The organism is Pseudomonas sp. GW821-FHT01A09, assembly GCF_058986725.1.
Genome location: NZ_JBYSWB010000031.1, coordinates 14,956 through 30,102, shown reverse-complemented (window position 1 = coordinate 30,102; position 15,147 = coordinate 14,956). Strand labels below are relative to the sequence as shown.

Here is a 15,147-nt window from a genome sequence, read left to right as displayed (position 1 = left end):
CTTCAGTTCCGAGCGACGGCAATCAGCTGCGCTTGGGCGTCGGCACTCGACTCGCGTCCAGCAATGTAGCGTTCGCTACGGCGAGTGCGGTCCATTACCTGGCCGACCAGTTGTCCGCAGGCGGCGTCGATGTCTTCGCCGCGGGTGGTGCGTACGGTGACATTGAAACCGGCCTGGTGCAAATGATCCTGGAAGCGACGGATGGCATTGTTGCTCGGCCGCTCGTAACCCGAATGCGGGAACGGGTTGAAGGGGATCAGGTTGACCTTGCACGGCACGTCCTTGAGCAGCTCGACCATTTCTACCGCATGTTCGAGCTGGTCGTTGACGTCCTTGAGCAGGGTGTACTCGATGGTCAGGTAGCGCTTGTCGCCCAAGGTCGCCATATAGCGCTGGCACGACTCGAGCAGGACCTTGAGCGGGTACTTCTTGTTGATCGGCACCAGTTGGTTGCGCAGCGCGTCATTGGGCGCATGCAGCGACAGGGCCAGGGAGACGTCGATGTGCTTGGAGAGCTCATCGATCATCGGCACCACGCCGGAGGTGGACAACGTCACCCGGCGCTTGGAGATGCCATAACCGAAGTCGTCCATCATCAGATGCATGGCGGCGACGACGTTATCGAAGTTCAGCAGCGGCTCGCCCATGCCCATCATCACCACGTTGGTGATGGCACGGTCGACGGTCGCCGGGACGCTGCCGAAGGATTTGTTGGCAATCCACACCTGACCTATGACTTCGGCGGCGGTGAGGTTGCTGTTGAAACCTTGTTTGCCCGTGGAGCAGAAACTGCAATCCAGCGCGCAGCCCGCCTGGGACGAAACACACAAGGTGCCGCGCTTGCCCTGGGGGATGTAGACGGTTTCGACGCAGCTGCCGGAGGCCACGCGCACCACCCATTTACGGGTGCCGTCGCTGGAGATGTCTTCGCTGACCACCTCCGGCCCGCGGACCTCGGCACAGGCCTTGAGCTTTTCGCGCAGGGCCTTGCTGACGTTGGTCATGGCATCGAAATCATCGACGCCATAATGGTGAATCCACTTCATGACCTGACCGGCACGAAAGCGCTTCTCCCCGATCGAGTCGAAGAACTTTTCCATTTCCGGCTGGGTCAGCCCCAACAGGTTCGTCTTGCCAGTCATATCAGTCATGGGTTCACCCTCACTCAGCAGCCTCAGGCTTTACGAGCGGTTACTTCGGTAGCAGCGAAGAAATAAGCGATTTCGCGAGCAGCGGCGGCTTCGGAGTCCGAGCCGTGAACAGCGTTGGCGTCGATGGAATCGGCGAAGTCAGCGCGGATGGTGCCGGCAGCAGCTTCTTTAGGGTTGGTAGCACCCATCAGTTCGCGGTTCTTGGCGATGGCGTTTTCGCCTTCCAGAACCTGAACGACAACCGGACCGGAGATCATGAAAGCAACCAGTTCGCCGAAGAAGCCGCGAGCGCTGTGCTCGGCGTAGAAGCCTTCGGCTTCAGCCTTGGACAGTTGCTTGAGTTTCGAAGCGACGACTTGCAGGCCGGCTTTTTCGAAACGAGTGGTGATCTCGCCGATTACGTTTTTTGCAACGGCGTCAGGCTTGATGATCGAGAAAGTACGTTGAACAGCCATGTGAAACTCCAGAAACGTGATTTTGCGAAAAATTAAACCCGCGAATTATACGCGGGTTCTCGGGTATTGCCTAACCTGCAAATCCATCAGTCTATTTCATCGGCCCAGAGGGGCTGAACCGCCTCGAGCACCTTCTCGCCAACGCGGCCAGAAGTCTTGTCGAATCCTGGCAACTCCTCGATCAGCTTCTGCAATTTCGGGAAGCTGACCGAGTACGGATCGACGCCGGGATGGTGCTCTGCAAGCTCTTCGGCGATCCGCTGTACATCATTCCAACCGTAACTCATGACATTCCCTCGATCAGTGCGGCGCTTCGGCCGCATGGTTGAGCGAGTACTTCGGAATTTCGACGGTGATGTCTTCGGTTCCGACCTTCGCCTGGCAACTCAGACGCGATGTGGCTTCGAGGCCCCATGCACGATCAAGATAGTCCTCCTCGAGCTCGTCTGCCTCTGCCAGCGAATTGAAACCCTTGCGGATCACGCAATGGCAGGTGGTGCAAGCACACACGCCACCGCAGGCGCTTTCGATTTCGATGTGATGGTCGTGGGCGACTTCCAGGATCGACTTGCCGATCTCGGCTTCCACGACCATGCCATCGGGACAATGCTCGGCATGGGGCAGAAAGGTGATCTTCGGCATCAATTATTCCTCGATTTCATTCAGGTTGCGCCCGGACAGCGCGTCTTTCACGGCGTTGTTCATGCGACGAGCGGCGAAGGCGTCGGTCACCTGAGACAGCAGCTTGGTCTGCTGCTCGATGGCCGGGCCGTCGTTGCTGCCTATCAGGGCCCGCAACTCGTCCATTTTCAAGGCGATGACCATGCGCTCTTCTTCATCGAGCAGACGCTCACCGTCCACATCCAGCGCTGCCTGCACGGCTTCGAGCAGGCGCTCGGCATCGACCTGGTGCTCGCGCACCTGGCGCGCGACCTTGTCGTCGCCGGCGTACTGGAACGAATCCTTGAGCATCCTGGCGATTTCGCCGTCGGTCAGGCCGTAGGACGGCTTGACCTGAATGCTCGCCTCGACGCCCGAAGCCAACTCCCGCGCCGAAACGCTGAGCAGGCCATCGGCATCGACCTGGAAGGTCACGCGGATCTTCGCGGCACCGGCGACCATGGCCGGAATCCCGCGCAATTCGAAGCGCGCCAGCGAGCGGCAGTCGCTGATCAATTCACGCTCGCCCTGAAGCACGTGGATCATCATGGCCGACTGGCCGTCTTTATAAGTGGTGAAGTCCTGGGCGCGGGCGACCGGAATGGTGGTGTTGCGCGGAATCACCTTCTCCATCAGCCCGCCCATGGTTTCGAGCCCCAGGGACAGCGGAATGACGTCGAGCAGCAGCAGTTCGCCACCATCGCGCTTGTTGCCAGCCAAGGTATCGGCCTGGATCGCGGCGCCGATGGCGACCACTTGATCCGGGTCGATTTCAGTCAGCGGCTGACGCCCGAAGGCCTCCGCCACCGCTTCGCGCACGCGCGGGACACGGGTCGAGCCGCCGACCATGACCACTGCGGCCACGTCTTCGAGCTCGATGCCGGAATCACGCACGGCGCGCCGGCACGCCTTGAGGCTGCGGGCGACCATGCTTTCGATCAGGCCGTTGAAATGTTCGCGGGTCAGCGCTGCCTGCCAGTCGCCGTAAACGACGTCGACGCTATCGACGTCGGTCAGGGCTTCCTTGGCCGCACAGGCGGCTTGCAGCAGCGAGCGCTGGGCGCCAGGATCGAGATCGGCCGACAAACCGGCCTGCTCGACGATCCAGCCAGCGATGGCATGGTCGAAATCATCGCCGCCCAGGGCGCTGTCGCCGCCGGTGGCCAACACTTCGAACACGCCGCCGGTCAGGCGCAGGATGGAAATATCGAAGGTCCCGCCACCCAGGTCATAGATGGCCACCAGGCCTTCGGCGTGCTGATCCAGGCCATAGGCCACGGCGGCGGCGGTCGGCTCGTTGAGCAGGCGCAGTACCGTGAGGCCAGCCAGCTTGGCGGCATCCTTGGTGGCCTGGCGCTGGGCGTCATCGAAATACGCCGGCACCGTGATCACCGCGCCGACCAGCTCGCCACCCAGGGTCGCTTCGGCACGCTGACGCAAGACCTTGAGGATCTCGGCGGAGACTTCTACCGGGCTTTTCGGGCCCTGTACGGTTTCGATGAACGGCATGTGCGATTCGCCGCCGACAAAGCGGTAAGGCAGTTGCTCGCCCAGTTGCTTGACGTCGGCCAGACCGCGACCCATCAGGCGCTTGACCGACATGACGGTGTTCAGCGGATCCTGTGCGGCGGCAGCCTTGGCGCTGGCGCCGACTTCGACGCGGTCCGCGTGGTAGCGCACGGCGGACGGCAGGATGACTTGCCCCTGCGCATCAGCCAGCGGTTCGGACAGGCCGCTGCGCAATGCGGCGACCAGCGAGTTGGTAGTGCCCAGGTCGATCCCGACCGCCAGACGACGCTGGTGCGGTTGGGGACTCTGGCCGGGTTCGGCAATCTGCAGTAGGGCCATGCTTATCTGAATATCAGGGGTGCAACCGGAGCCACACTGGGTTAATCGTCGAGGCGCTCTTCGAGCTGGCGCACTTCGTAGGAGAGCTTGTCGAGGAACTGCATGCGCCGCATCAGGCGTTCGGCCTGTTCACGTTGCGCTGCGTCATCCCAACAAGCGGCGAAGCTGTCGTTCAGTTCTTCCTGGGCCACTTTCAAACGCCGCTTGAAGGCCGTGACACCCGCCACATCGGCGTTGTCCTGCAGGTCTTCGAGCTCTTCACGCAGCTCGAGCTGCTGCATCAGGAATTCAGGGTCGTGCACCGTGACTTCCTGGGGCACTTCCTGTCCGCTGATAGACAGTAGATAGCGAGCGCGCTTGGGGGCGTTCTTGAGGGTCTGGTAGGCCTCGTTCAGGCCCGCCGACTTTTCCAGGGCCTGGCGCTGCTCGCGCTCAGGCGCGTCGGCAAAGCGGTCAGGATGAACTTCACGCGCCAGTTCGCGATAACGAACGGCCAACTGTTCGAGATCCAGCTTGAACGCCGGCTGCAAGTCGAACAGAGCGTAATGGCAAGGAGTACCCACAGCTATCAGCCTCAGATGTTGAAGCTTTCGCCGCAGCCACATTCACCGCGCACGTTGGGGTTGTTGAACTTGAAGCCTTCGTTCAACCCTTCCTTGACGAAGTCCAGCTCAGTGCCGTCCAGGTAGACCAGGCTCTTGGGATCGATGATCACCTTGACGCCGTGGTTTTCGAAGACTTCGTCTTCGCTACCTGCTTCGTCGACGAACTCCAGGACGTAGGCAAGCCCCGAGCAACCGGTGGTGCGTACACCCAGGCGAATACCGTCGCCCTTGCCGCGGCCCTCGAGGGAGCGGCGGACGTGGTTGGCGGCGGCTTCTGTCATGCTGATAGCCATCGTGGTTCCTTAACTGTTAGATGCCAGTTACGTTACGTGCCAGAACAAGCGCTTAGATCAAGCCTTTCTTCTGCTTGTAATCTTTGACAGCCGCTTTGATAGCGTCTTCAGCGAGTACAGAGCAGTGGATCTTGACCGGCGGCAGGGCCAGTTCTTCAGCCAGCTGGGTGTTGCTGATGGTCACCGCTTCGTCCAGGGACTTGCCCTTCATCCACTCGGTGGCGAGCGAGCTGGAAGCGATGGCCGAACCGCAGCCGTAGGTCTTGAACTTGGCGTCTTCGATGATGCCGGCGTCGTTGACGCGGATCTGCAAGCGCATGACGTCGCCGCATGCCGGAGCACCGACCATGCCGGTGCCGACGTCCGCGTCTTCAGCGTCCATCTTGCCGACGTTGCGCGGGTTTTCGTAGTGGTCGATGACCTTTTCGCTGTAAGCCATGGTACTTAATCCTCACTCATCAGAGAGCCGTTCTTGGCGACGGCTACTTAGTGCGCCGCCCACTCGATTTTCGAAATGTCGACGCCATCTTTGTACATGTCCCACAGCGGCGAAAGAGCGCGCAGCTTGGTGACGGCTTCAATGACCTTGGCGGCGGCATAGTCGATGTCTTCTTCGGTGCTGAAACGGCCGAAGGTGAAACGGATCGAGCTGTGCGCCAGTTCGTCGTTGCGGCCCAGGGCGCGCAGGACGTACGAAGGCTCAAGGGAAGCGGAAGTGCACGCCGAGCCGGAAGACACTGCCAGGTCCTTGAGGGCCATGATCAGCGATTCGCCTTCGACGTAGTTGAAGCTCAGGTTCAGGTTGTGCGGTACGCGAGCAGTCAGGCTGCCATTGACGTACAGCTCTTCAAGACCTTCGACCTGCTTGAAGAAGCGGTCGCTCAGGGCCTTGAGGCGAATGTTTTCGCTGGCCATTTCGGCCTTGGCGATGGCGAAGGCTTCACCCATGCCGACGATCTGGTGCGTCGCCAAGGTACCGGAACGCATGCCGCGTTCGTGACCGCCACCGTGCATGGTGGCCTCGAGACGTACGCGCGGCTTGCGGCTGACGTACAGTGCGCCGATGCCTTTGGGGCCGTAGGTCTTGTGCGCGGAGAACGACATCAGGTCGACCTTCAGCGCCTGCAGATCGATCTCGACCTTGCCGGTGGACTGAGCGGCGTCGACATGGAACAGCACGCCACGCGAGCGGGTCAGCTCACCAATCGCGGCGATGTCGTTGATGGTGCCGATTTCGTTGTTGACGTGCATCACCGAGACCAGAATGGTGTCTTCACGCAACACCGCTTCGACCATCTCGGCGGTCACCAGGCCGTCTTCGCGAGGCTCGAGGTAGGTGACGTCGAAACCTTCACGCTCCAGTTGACGCGTGGTGTCCAGGACCGCCTTGTGCTCGATCTTGGTGGTGATGATGTGCTTGCCCTTGGAGCCGTAGAAGTGCGCGACACCTTTGATGGCCAGGTTGTCGGACTCGGTGGCACCGCTAGTCCAGACGATTTCACGGGGATCGGCGTTGACCAGGTCAGCGACCTGGCGACGGGCGTTCTCGACCGCTTCTTCGGCTTTCCAGCCAAACACGTGGGAGCGCGAAGCCGGGTTACCGAAGTTACCTTCGACAGTCAGGCATTCGATCATTTTTTGCGCGACACGCGGATCAACCGGGGTGGTCGCGGAGTAATCGAGATAAATCGGCAACTTCATTGAATTTCTCCTATCAGGCTCGAGCACCGCTCGTGAGTGGCGGCTATTCGACGGCGGACGTTTCAATCTTGTCCATTAAGGGCGACCGACCATTGCAACGGCGCTGGTCCTGACGCTGGGCGACTTCTTGCACCTCACGGCGAGTCACAAGATCCGCCAGACTGATACCGCTCAAGAATTCGTGAATCTGCTGACTGAGATCACACCACAAGTGGTGGGTCAGGCAGGTATCGCCGGCATGGCAATCACCCAGTCCCTGACAGCGGGTGGCATCGACCGACTCGTTGACGGCGTCGATGACCTGGGCGACCTGAATACCTTCCATTTCCCGGGAGAGCTGGTAACCACCACCGGGCCCGCGAACGCTGGACACCAGATTGCGGCGACGCAACTTGGCAAACAACTGCTCGAGGTACGACAGGGAAATCCCCTGGCGCTCGGAAATGTCGGCCAACGAGACCGGGCCCTTCTGCGCGTGCAACGCCAGATCGAGCATGGCGGTCACGGCGTATCGGCCTTTAGTTGTCAGTCGCATGGTGGGTACCACGAGGGAAATGAAGTGTCGGCATGTGTCAAGTATGCAATTCCCGAGGGTTTTAGTCAACTATAAGACCAAGCGTTTTACTCAGGATTGCGGGCTAAACGGCGGCCGGATGATAGCAAACTAATGGTCGCCTTGGGGAGATGGTTGGCGTTAGATCCTATCGGGGGCAAGCCCCCTCGCTACAGGAAGCGTTGGGGTTGCTCCCGAAAAAACTCATCGAGCCTGAGCCTTGCGCTCCTGCTCCTGCACACATTCGAAATCCTCGTCACGCAGCTCGGGCAGATCCTTGGCGTGGTAGTCGCTGCCCAGCTTGCTCAGCGCGCCGCACATCCCCTCCAGGCGCCCATCCACCGCATGCAGGTGGTCCAGCAACTGGCCGATGGCCTTGGCGATCGGATCGGGCATGTCCTCGCTCACGCCATACGCCTCGAAGCCGATCTTCTCGGCCATGGCCTTGCGATTGGCGTCCTGCTCGGCGTCACCCCGGGTGATGATTCGCCCAGGAATACCCACCGCCGTGGCGCCGGCCGGTACTGCCTTGGTCACCACAGCGTTTGAGCCGATCTTGGCGCCAGCGCCGACCGTGAACGGCCCCAGCACCTTGGCACCCGCCCCCACCACGACGCCGTTTTCAAGCGTTGGATGGCGCTTGCCGGCATTCCAGCTGGTGCCGCCCAGCGTAACGCCCTGATACAGCGTCACGTCGTCACCGATCTCCACCGTCTCACCAATGACGATACCCATGCCATGATCGATAAAGAAACGGCGCCCGACCTTCGCCCCCGGGTGTATCTCGATCCCGGTCAGCCAGCGACTGAAATTCGACACCATCCGCGCGATCCACTTCCAATCACGCACCCACAACCCGTGGGCCGCGTGGTGCAGCCAGATGGCGTGCAGGCCCGGATAGCAGGTCAGCACCTCAAAGGCATTGCGCGCCGCCGGATCACGATGGAAAACACTCCGGATATCTTCACGTACTCGCTCGAACATCATTTGTCCTTACGCTTGTGGGGCTCGCCGCGAACCACCTTCTGGGTCTCGGTGAGGATGCCACGCAAAATATTCATTTCCGAACGGCTCACCGCACTGCGCCCATACAACCGGCGCAGGCGCGCCATCAAGTGCCGCGGATTGGCAGGGTCGAGGAAACCAATGCCCACCAGCGTCTGCTCCAACTGACCGTAGAAGCGCTCCATCTCATCACTGGTCGACAACGTCTCGTTACCCGGCGCATTGAGCTCCTCCTTCTCGACCTTGGACGGCTGCCCCTCGGCCGCCAGCCACGCCATGCGCACCTCGTAGCCGAGCACCTGAACGGCCGCCGCGAGATTCAGCGAGCTGAAATCCGGATTCGACGGAATATGCACATGATAGTGACATCGCTGTAGCTCCTCGTTGGTCAGGCCGGCGTATTCACGGCCAAATACCAACGCCACCTCAAGCCCCTGCCCTGCCTCTTCGATGGACTTGGTGCCGCACTCGCGCGGGTCCAGCAGCGGCCAGGGGATGCGCCGATCGCGCGCACTGGTCCCGAGCACCAGGCTGCAGCCCACCAGGGCATCCTCGAGCGTGGCCACCACCTGCGCCGATTCGAGGATATCGTTGGCGCCCGAAGCCCGCGCGTCGGCCTCGTGATGGGGGAACTGCTGCGGGTCGACCAGCACCAGGCGCGACAGCCCCATGTTTTTCATGGCCCGCGCGGCGCCGCCGATATTGCCCGGATGACTGGTATTGACTAGCACGACACGAATATTTTCCAGCACCGCAAGCGCTCTCGAACAGGGAGAAAGGAGGCAAATCTTACAGAAGCCACCCCTGTTGCGCTACGCAATGCGCACGCGGCACTTCATCAGGGAAACTTTTCTGTTAGAATGTCCGGCTTTCTTTAACGACCTTAGGTGAAACCTCCATGCAGCCCATGCTGACTATCGCGCTGCGCGCCGCCCGCAGCGCCAGCGAATTGATTTTCCGCTCCATCGAGCGCCTGGATACCATCAAGGTCGATGAGAAAGACGCCAAGGACTACGTGTCCGAAGTCGATCGCGCCGCCGAGCAGAAAATCATCGACATTCTGCGCAAGGCTTACCCGAACCACTCGATCCGCGGTGAAGAAACCGGCCTGCACGCCGGCACCGGCATCGAAGGCGAAGAGTACCTGTGGATCATCGATCCACTGGACGGCACCACCAACTTCCTGCGCGGCGTACCGCACTTTGCCGTGAGCATCGCGTGCAAATACCGTGGCCGCCTGGAACATGCCGTGGTCCTCGATCCAGTCCGTCAGGAAGAATTCACCGCCAGCCGTGGCCGTGGCGCCCAGCTCAATGGCCGCCGGCTGCGCGTCAGCCCGCGTACCAGCCTCGACGGCGCACTGCTGGGCACTGGCTTCCCGTTCCGCGACGACCAGATGGACAACCTCGACAACTACCTGGGCATGTTCCGCGCCCTGGTCGGCCAGACCGCCGGCATCCGCCGCGCCGGCGCCGCCAGCCTGGACCTCGCCTATGTCGCCGCCGGCCGCTTCGATGCGTTCTGGGAGTCGGGCCTGTCGGAATGGGACATGGCTGCAGGTGTGTTGCTGATTCAAGAAGCCGGCGGCCTGGTGAGCGACTTCACCGGCGGTCACGACTTCCTGGAGAAGGGCCACATCGTTGCCGGCAACACCAAGTGCTTCAAGGCCGTGCTGACCGCGATCCAGCCGCACCTGCCGGCCTCGCTCAAGCGCTGATCGGTTACTGCAGCGATAAAAAAGCACCCTGCGCGGGTGCTTTTTTTGTGCTCGATTTTTCGGGGGCAAGCCCCCTCGCTACATTGAACCCTGTAGCGAGGGGGGCTTGCCCCCGAAAGCGTTACGCAGCTATCACTGGTTTTGCCCCAGCACCAACTGACCCTGTTTATCCACAGGGATCGAATTGCCTGGATCGCGATCCATGCGCACCTGGCCAACCTTGCCATTCAACTGGTACTTGACGTTGTAGCCCACAGTCTTGTCGCTGATGTCGTTGACCGTGTTGCAGCGCGTTTCGTTGGTGGTGTAGGTGTCGTTGTTCTGCATGTTCTCCTGCACCTTGTTGCCAGCGTAACCGCCGCCTGCCGCACCGGCCACCGTGGCCAGCGTCTTGCCATGGCCGCCACCGACGGTGCTGCCCAGCAAGCCACCTGCCACAGCGCCCAAGACGCTGCCGACGATCTGGTGCTGATCCTTGACCGCTCGGCGATGGGTCACGGCAACTTCCTTGCATTCCTGGCGAGGGGTCTTGATCTGCTGATTGATCGGCTCGACAGCGAGCACCTGAGCCGAGTCCGGACTCTTGACCAGACTGTAGGTGGCAAAGGCGCCACCGGCGGTAACCACCACGGCACCCAATACGGCGCCTGTCAGCAACGACTTGTTCACGATAACCTCCAAACTGCTGAAAACGGGGCATTTTTTCTGCATTCGAGGCCCCGCGATTCTCCCTGCCTTGGAGCACAAAAAAAGGCGCGAGTTCAACACTCGCGCCTTTTTGGCTTACCAACGGGAGGTCAGCGGTCGATCAAGGACGATCGTCCACCTTGTCAGCCGTAGCGGCAGGAATCAAATCCTCGCTGTTCAGATTCAGCCAGATCAGCACCACGTTGGCGATGTAGATCGACGAATAGGTCCCGGCCAGAACACCGATGAACAGCGCCAGAGAGAAGCCCCACAGGTTGTCGCCCGCGAAGATCATCAGCGCCCCGATCGCCAGCAATGTGGAGATCGAAGTAGCCATGGTCCGCAGCAGCGTTTGCGTGGTCGACACGTTGATGTTTTCGATCAGGTCAGCCTTGCGCAGCACGCGGAAGTTTTCCCGCACCCGGTCGAACACCACGATGGTGTCGTTGAGCGAGTAGCCGATGATCGCCAGCACCGCCGCCAGCACCGTCAGGTCGAAGGTGATCTGGAAGTACGAGAGCAGACCAACGGTCACCACCACGTCGTGGATCAGCGACAGGATCGCGCCCAAGGCGAACTTCCACTGAAAGCGGAAGGCCAGGTAGATCAGTACGCCACCCAGCGCCATGAGCATGCCCAAGCCACCCTGGTCACGCAGCTCTTCACCGACCTGCGGGCCGACGAACTCGACGCGCTTGACGGTTGCTGGGTTGTCGCCGCCGCCCTTGCGCAGGGCGTCGGCTACTTCCTGCCCGAGTTTCGGGTCTTCGCCCGGCATACGCACCAGCAGATCGGTGGTCGACCCGAAGGTCTGCACTACGGCTTCGTGATAACCGGCGCTGGTCAGCTCGCTGCGCACCTGGTTGAGGTCCGCGGCTTTTTCGTAGGTCAGTTCGATCTGCGTACCGCCGGTGAAATCCAGACCGTAGTTCAGTCCCTTATGGAACATGCTGAACAGCGCGAGGATGGTCAGCAGGACCGTGATGGCGAACGCAACGTTGCGCACGCCCATGAAGTTGATGGTTCTTTTCATGTCAGCCCCTTAAATCCACAACTTCTTGAAGTCACGCCCGCCATAGATCAGGTTGACCATAGCGCGGGTCACCATGATGGCCGTGAACATCGAGGTAAAGATCCCGAGGGACATGGTGACGGCGAAGCCTTTGATCGGCCCGGTACCCATCGCGAACAGAATCCCGCCCACCAGCAAGGTGGTCAGGTTGGCGTCGAGGATCGCCGTGTAGGCACGGTCGAAACCTTCATTGATCGCCCGCTGCACGGTCATGCCGTTGGCGATCTCTTCACGTATCCGCGAGAAGATCAGCACGTTGGCGTCCACCGCCATGCCCATGGTCAGGACGATACCGGCGATACCCGGCAGCGTCAGGGTCGCGCCCAGCAGCGACATCAGCGCCAGCAGCATGACCATGTTGAAGGCCAGGGCCACGGTCGCGATCAGGCCGAAGAAGCGGTAGATGACCATGATGAAGATCGACACGAACAGCATGCCCCAGAGCGCCGCATGGGTACCCTTGGTGATGTTGTCGGCACCCAGGCTCGGGCCGATGGTGCGCTCTTCGGCGAAGTACATCGGTGCGGCCAGACCACCGGCACGCAGCAGCAGCGCCAGCTCGGAAGACTCGCCCTGACCGTTCAGGCCGGTGATGCGGAACTGCGCGCCCAGCGGCGACTGGATGGTCGCCAGGCTGATGATCTTTTTCTCTTCGGTGAAGGTCTGCTCGGCGACGTCTTTCTCGACGCCGTCGACCGTCTGCTTGACGTAGCGGGTGGTCGGCTTCTGCTCGATGAAGATCACCGCCATGCTGCGCCCGACGTTGCTGCGCGTGGCGCGACTCATCAGGTCGCCACCGTGACCATCGAGCTTGATGTTCACTTGCGGCGCCCCGTGCTCGTCGTAGCTGGCCTGAGCGTCGGTAACCTGGTCACCGGTGATGATCAGGCCACGCTCGACCGCAGCGGGTGGACGGCTGCCGTCACGGAATTCGAAGGTTTCGGTAGTGGCGCGAGCATCATCCGGGCCAGCACCGAGACGGAATTCCAGGTTGGCGGTCTTGCCGAGAATACGCTTGGCTTCGGCAGTGTCCTGCACGCCTGGCAACTCGACGACGATACGATTGGCGCCCTGGCGCTGGACCAACGGCTCGGCCACGCCCAGCTCGTTGACGCGGTTACGTACGGTGGTGAGGTTTTGCTTGAGCGAGTACTCGCGAATCTCGGAGATCTTCGCTGGCGTCATCGCCAGGCTCAGCACCGGCGTGTCACCGCGCTCGGACGGGGTGATAACGAAATCTGTGTAGGCTTTCTTGATGATCGCCTGCGCTTGATCGCGAGCAGCGTCGTCGGCGAAGCCCAATACGATCGCGCCATCCTGCGACGGCAGGCTGCGATAGCGTACTTGCTCCTTGCGCAGCGCAGACTTGACGTCGCCGTCATAGATCTTCATGCGTGCGTCGAGGGCTTTGTCCATGTCGACTGCCAGCAGGAAGTGCACACCGCCCGACAAGTCCAGACCCAGCTTCATCGGGCTCGCGCCCAGGTGACGCAGCCAGCTCGGCGTGGTCGGTGCCAGGTTCAGGGCTACGACGTAATCGTCACCCATGGCCTTGCGCACCACATCTTTGGCCGGCAGCTGGTCTTCAGCTTTTTGCAGACGGATCAACCCGCCCTTGCCATTGGCGGCCAGTGCGGCAGCCTTGACCGCAATACCGGCATCGGTGAGCGCTTTGCTCGCCAGATCCAGTTCTGCCTGAGACACCTGCAAAGCAGTGCTCGCGCCAGTGACCTGAATGGCCGCGTCGTCAGGATAGAGATTGGGTGCGGAATAAATAAAACCGATCGCCAGTACCGCCACGATCAGAATGTATTTCCACAGAGGGTATTTGTTCAGCATCACGCCGCCCGTTCAAGACGCGGGGCGCCTTGCGCGCCCCGTCGATTGGTAAAATTCCGAAGCTTAGATCGCTTTGAGCGTGCCTTTTGGCAGGGTTGCGGCGATCGAACCCTTCTGAATCTTCAGCTCTACAGTGTCCGAAACTTCAATGACCACGAAGTCGTCGGTAACTTTGTTGATCTTGCCGGCGATACCGCCGGTGGTGACCACTTCGTCACCCTTGGACAGGCCGCCCAGCAGGTTCTTCTGCTCTTTGGCGCGCTTGGCCTGCGGACGCCAGATCATCAGATAGAAGATGACCAGGAAGCCCACCAGGAAGATCCACTCGAAACCGCCGCCCATCGGGCCGGCAGCTGCCGGTGCCGCAGCATCGGCCAAAGCATCAGAGATAAAAAAGCTCATTTAGCGCTCCAGTAGCAAAAGTTGACTCTATAAGGTCACGAAATCAGGCCAAAGGCGGCGTAACAAGCCCGCGTTTGGCGTAGAAGGCATCGACAAAGGCGGCCAATGTACCCTGTTGAATAGCCTCGCGCAAACCAGCCATCAGCACCTGGTAATGACGCAAATTGTGGATCGTATTCAACATACTCCCCAGCATTTCACCGCACTTGTCCAGGTGATGCAGATAAGCGCGAGAGAAGTTCTGGCAGGTGTAGCAATCGCAGGTCGGATCGAGCGGCGAATCATCATGGCGATGAAACGCGTTACGGATCTTCAGCACGCCGGTATCGATGAACAGATGCCCATTGCGGGCATTGCGGGTTGGCATCACGCAATCGAACATGTCCACACCGCGGCGCACACCCTCCACCAGATCTTCCGGTTTGCCAACGCCCATAAGGTAACGAGGTTTGTCAGCGGGCATCTGACCGGGCAGGTAATCCAGCACCTTGATCATCTCGTGCTTGGGCTCGCCCACCGACAGACCGCCGATGGCCAGGCCGTCGAAGCCGATCTTGTCGAGGCCTTCGAGGGAGCGCATGCGCAGGTTCTCGTGCATACCGCCCTGAACGATGCCGAACAAGGCCGCGGTGTTGTCGGCATGGGCATTCTTCGAACGCTGGGCCCAACGCAACGACAGTTCCATCGACACCCGAGCCACGTCTTCATCGGCCGGGTACGGCGTGCATTCGTCAAAGATCATCACGATGTCCGAGCCCAGGTCACGCTGCACCTGCATCGACTCTTCCGGGCCCATGAACACCTTGGCGCCGTCTACCGGCGAGGCGAAGGTCACGCCTTCTTCCTTGATCTTGCGCATGGCGCCCAGGCTGAATACCTGGAAACCACCGGAGTCGGTCAGAATCGGGCCGTTCCACTGCATGAAATCGTGCAGGTCACCGTGGGCCTTGATCACCTCGGTGCCCGGGCGCAGCCACAGGTGGAAGGTGTTGCCGAGGATGATCTGCGCGCCAGTCGCCTCGATATCCCGCGGCAGCATGCCCTTGACCGTGCCGTAGGTGCCCACCGGCATGAACGCCGGCGTCTCGACCACGCCACGGGGGAACGTCAGGCGGCCACGACGGGCCTTGCCGTCGGTGGCCAGCAATTCGAAAGACAT

At 60.9% G+C, this 15,147-nt stretch carries 18 protein-coding genes; 1 reads left to right on the top strand and 17 read right to left on the bottom strand.

Annotated features, from left to right (window positions below; genetic code table 11):
- Nucleotides 1–2 precede the first annotated feature (2 nt).
- The 12 genes from rlmN to trmJ all read right to left on the bottom strand — a co-directional run bounded on the left by rlmN (nt 3) and on the right by trmJ (nt 9,023).
- The gene (gene rlmN, locus AC3WJP_RS25310; protein WP_493723595.1) at nt 3–1,151 is read right to left on the bottom strand and encodes a dual-specificity RNA methyltransferase RlmN; all 1,149 of its coding nucleotides are present in this window, start codon (nt 1,149–1,151) and stop codon (nt 3–5) included.
- Nucleotides 1,152–1,174: 23 nt separating this feature from the next.
- Nucleotides 1,175–1,606, bottom strand: a complete 432-nt coding sequence (gene ndk / locus AC3WJP_RS25305; RefSeq protein ID WP_226503142.1) for a nucleoside-diphosphate kinase — start codon at nt 1,604–1,606, stop codon at nt 1,175–1,177.
- Nucleotides 1,607–1,692: 86 nt separating this feature from the next.
- Nucleotides 1,693–1,893, bottom strand: coding sequence for a Fe-S cluster assembly protein IscX (gene iscX / locus AC3WJP_RS25300; RefSeq protein ID WP_493723594.1), 201 nt, complete (start codon nt 1,891–1,893; stop codon nt 1,693–1,695).
- 13 nt (nt 1,894–1,906) lie between these two features.
- Nucleotides 1,907–2,248 (bottom strand): ISC system 2Fe-2S type ferredoxin, encoded by a 342-nt coding sequence (gene fdx / locus AC3WJP_RS25295; protein WP_493723593.1) that lies wholly within the window; start codon nt 2,246–2,248, stop codon nt 1,907–1,909.
- Between the two features lie 3 nt (nt 2,249–2,251).
- On the bottom strand, nt 2,252–4,114 hold the full coding sequence (hscA, locus tag AC3WJP_RS25290; RefSeq protein ID WP_493723592.1) for a Fe-S protein assembly chaperone HscA: 1,863 nt from the start codon (nt 4,112–4,114) through the stop codon (nt 2,252–2,254).
- 41 nt (nt 4,115–4,155) lie between these two features.
- Nucleotides 4,156–4,677, bottom strand: coding sequence for a co-chaperone HscB (hscB, locus tag AC3WJP_RS25285; protein ID WP_493723591.1), 522 nt, complete (start codon nt 4,675–4,677; stop codon nt 4,156–4,158).
- An 11-nt stretch (nt 4,678–4,688) separates the two neighbouring features.
- Entirely contained in the window at nt 4,689–5,012 is a 324-nt protein-coding gene (gene iscA, locus AC3WJP_RS25280) for an iron-sulfur cluster assembly protein IscA (RefSeq protein WP_493723590.1), read from the bottom strand.
- Nucleotides 5,013–5,064: 52 nt separating this feature from the next.
- Nucleotides 5,065–5,451, bottom strand: coding sequence for a Fe-S cluster assembly scaffold IscU (gene iscU / locus AC3WJP_RS25275; RefSeq protein ID WP_226503136.1), 387 nt, complete (start codon nt 5,449–5,451; stop codon nt 5,065–5,067).
- Nucleotides 5,452–5,498: 47 nt separating this feature from the next.
- The gene (locus tag AC3WJP_RS25270; protein ID WP_493723589.1) at nt 5,499–6,713 is read right to left on the bottom strand and encodes an IscS subfamily cysteine desulfurase; all 1,215 of its coding nucleotides are present in this window, start codon (nt 6,711–6,713) and stop codon (nt 5,499–5,501) included.
- A 43-nt stretch (nt 6,714–6,756) separates the two neighbouring features.
- Nucleotides 6,757–7,248 (bottom strand): Fe-S cluster assembly transcriptional regulator IscR, encoded by a 492-nt coding sequence (gene iscR / locus AC3WJP_RS25265; protein WP_226503134.1) that lies wholly within the window; start codon nt 7,246–7,248, stop codon nt 6,757–6,759.
- 222 nt (nt 7,249–7,470) lie between these two features.
- A complete protein-coding gene (gene cysE / locus AC3WJP_RS25260; RefSeq protein WP_493723588.1) occupies nt 7,471–8,250 on the bottom strand; it encodes a serine O-acetyltransferase in 780 nt (259 codons plus the stop codon).
- Complete coding sequence (gene trmJ, locus AC3WJP_RS25255; RefSeq protein WP_493723587.1) at nt 8,250–9,023, bottom strand: tRNA (cytosine(32)/uridine(32)-2'-O)-methyltransferase TrmJ; 774 nt, start codon at nt 9,021–9,023, stop codon at nt 8,250–8,252. Before trmJ ends, cysE begins: the two co-directional genes overlap by 1 nt.
- Before the next feature lie 146 nt (nt 9,024–9,169).
- Between trmJ and suhB the strand changes: the two genes are divergently transcribed.
- The gene (gene suhB, locus AC3WJP_RS25250) at nt 9,170–9,988 is read left to right on the top strand and encodes an inositol monophosphatase family protein (RefSeq protein WP_226503131.1); all 819 of its coding nucleotides are present in this window, start codon (nt 9,170–9,172) and stop codon (nt 9,986–9,988) included.
- Between the two features lie 132 nt (nt 9,989–10,120).
- Here the strand turns inward: suhB and AC3WJP_RS25245 are convergent, their stop codons facing one another.
- The 5 genes from AC3WJP_RS25245 to tgt form a co-directional block, all read right to left on the bottom strand.
- Nucleotides 10,121–10,657: a glycine zipper 2TM domain-containing protein gene (locus AC3WJP_RS25245; RefSeq protein WP_493723586.1), complete on the bottom strand. Its 537-nt coding sequence runs from the start codon at nt 10,655–10,657 to the stop codon at nt 10,121–10,123.
- A gap of 139 nt (nt 10,658–10,796) precedes the next feature.
- On the bottom strand, nt 10,797–11,708 hold the full coding sequence (gene secF, locus AC3WJP_RS25240) for a protein translocase subunit SecF (protein ID WP_493723585.1): 912 nt from the start codon (nt 11,706–11,708) through the stop codon (nt 10,797–10,799).
- Between the two features lie 9 nt (nt 11,709–11,717).
- Nucleotides 11,718–13,586, bottom strand: a complete 1,869-nt coding sequence (gene secD, locus AC3WJP_RS25235; RefSeq protein ID WP_493723584.1) for a protein translocase subunit SecD — start codon at nt 13,584–13,586, stop codon at nt 11,718–11,720.
- A gap of 63 nt (nt 13,587–13,649) precedes the next feature.
- Complete coding sequence (gene yajC / locus AC3WJP_RS25230; protein ID WP_493723583.1) at nt 13,650–13,988, bottom strand: preprotein translocase subunit YajC; 339 nt, start codon at nt 13,986–13,988, stop codon at nt 13,650–13,652.
- A 43-nt stretch (nt 13,989–14,031) separates the two neighbouring features.
- Nucleotides 14,032–15,147 carry a tRNA guanosine(34) transglycosylase Tgt gene (gene tgt, locus AC3WJP_RS25225; protein ID WP_493723633.1) on the bottom strand — a complete coding sequence of 372 codons (1,116 nt, stop codon included), beginning with the start codon at nt 15,145–15,147 and terminating at the stop codon, nt 14,032–14,034.

Excerpts from the sequence above, each read along its gene's own strand:
- cysE (WP_493723588.1), bottom strand. The coding sequence starts at position 8,250 with ATGTTCGAGCGAGTACGTGAAGATATCCGGAGTGTTTTCCATCGTGAT.
- iscX (WP_493723594.1), bottom strand. The coding sequence starts at position 1,893 with ATGAGTTACGGTTGGAATGATGTACAGCGGATCGCCGAAGAGCTTGCA.
- secD (WP_493723584.1), bottom strand. The coding sequence starts at position 13,586 with ATGCTGAACAAATACCCTCTGTGGAAATACATTCTGATCGTGGCGGTA.
- tgt (WP_493723633.1), bottom strand. The coding sequence starts at position 15,147 with ATGTCTTTCGAATTGCTGGCCACCGACGGCAAGGCCCGTCGTGGCCGC.
- iscU (WP_226503136.1), bottom strand. The coding sequence starts at position 5,451 with ATGGCTTACAGCGAAAAGGTCATCGACCACTACGAAAACCCGCGCAAC.
- rlmN (WP_493723595.1), bottom strand. The coding sequence starts at position 1,151 with ATGACTGATATGACTGGCAAGACGAACCTGTTGGGGCTGACCCAGCCG.
- yajC (WP_493723583.1), bottom strand. The coding sequence starts at position 13,988 with ATGAGCTTTTTTATCTCTGATGCTTTGGCCGATGCTGCGGCACCGGCA.
- AC3WJP_RS25270 (WP_493723589.1), bottom strand. The coding sequence starts at position 6,713 with ATGAAGTTGCCGATTTATCTCGATTACTCCGCGACCACCCCGGTTGAT.
- fdx (WP_493723593.1), bottom strand. The coding sequence starts at position 2,248 with ATGCCGAAGATCACCTTTCTGCCCCATGCCGAGCATTGTCCCGATGGC.
- hscA (WP_493723592.1), bottom strand. The coding sequence starts at position 4,114 with ATGGCCCTACTGCAGATTGCCGAACCCGGCCAGAGTCCCCAACCGCAC.
- ndk (WP_226503142.1), bottom strand. The coding sequence starts at position 1,606 with ATGGCTGTTCAACGTACTTTCTCGATCATCAAGCCTGACGCCGTTGCA.
- suhB (WP_226503131.1), top strand. The coding sequence starts at position 9,170 with ATGCAGCCCATGCTGACTATCGCGCTGCGCGCCGCCCGCAGCGCCAGC.
- iscA (WP_493723590.1), bottom strand. The coding sequence starts at position 5,012 with ATGGCTATCAGCATGACAGAAGCCGCCGCCAACCACGTCCGCCGCTCC.
- iscR (WP_226503134.1), bottom strand. The coding sequence starts at position 7,248 with ATGCGACTGACAACTAAAGGCCGATACGCCGTGACCGCCATGCTCGAT.
- secF (WP_493723585.1), bottom strand. The coding sequence starts at position 11,708 with ATGAAAAGAACCATCAACTTCATGGGCGTGCGCAACGTTGCGTTCGCC.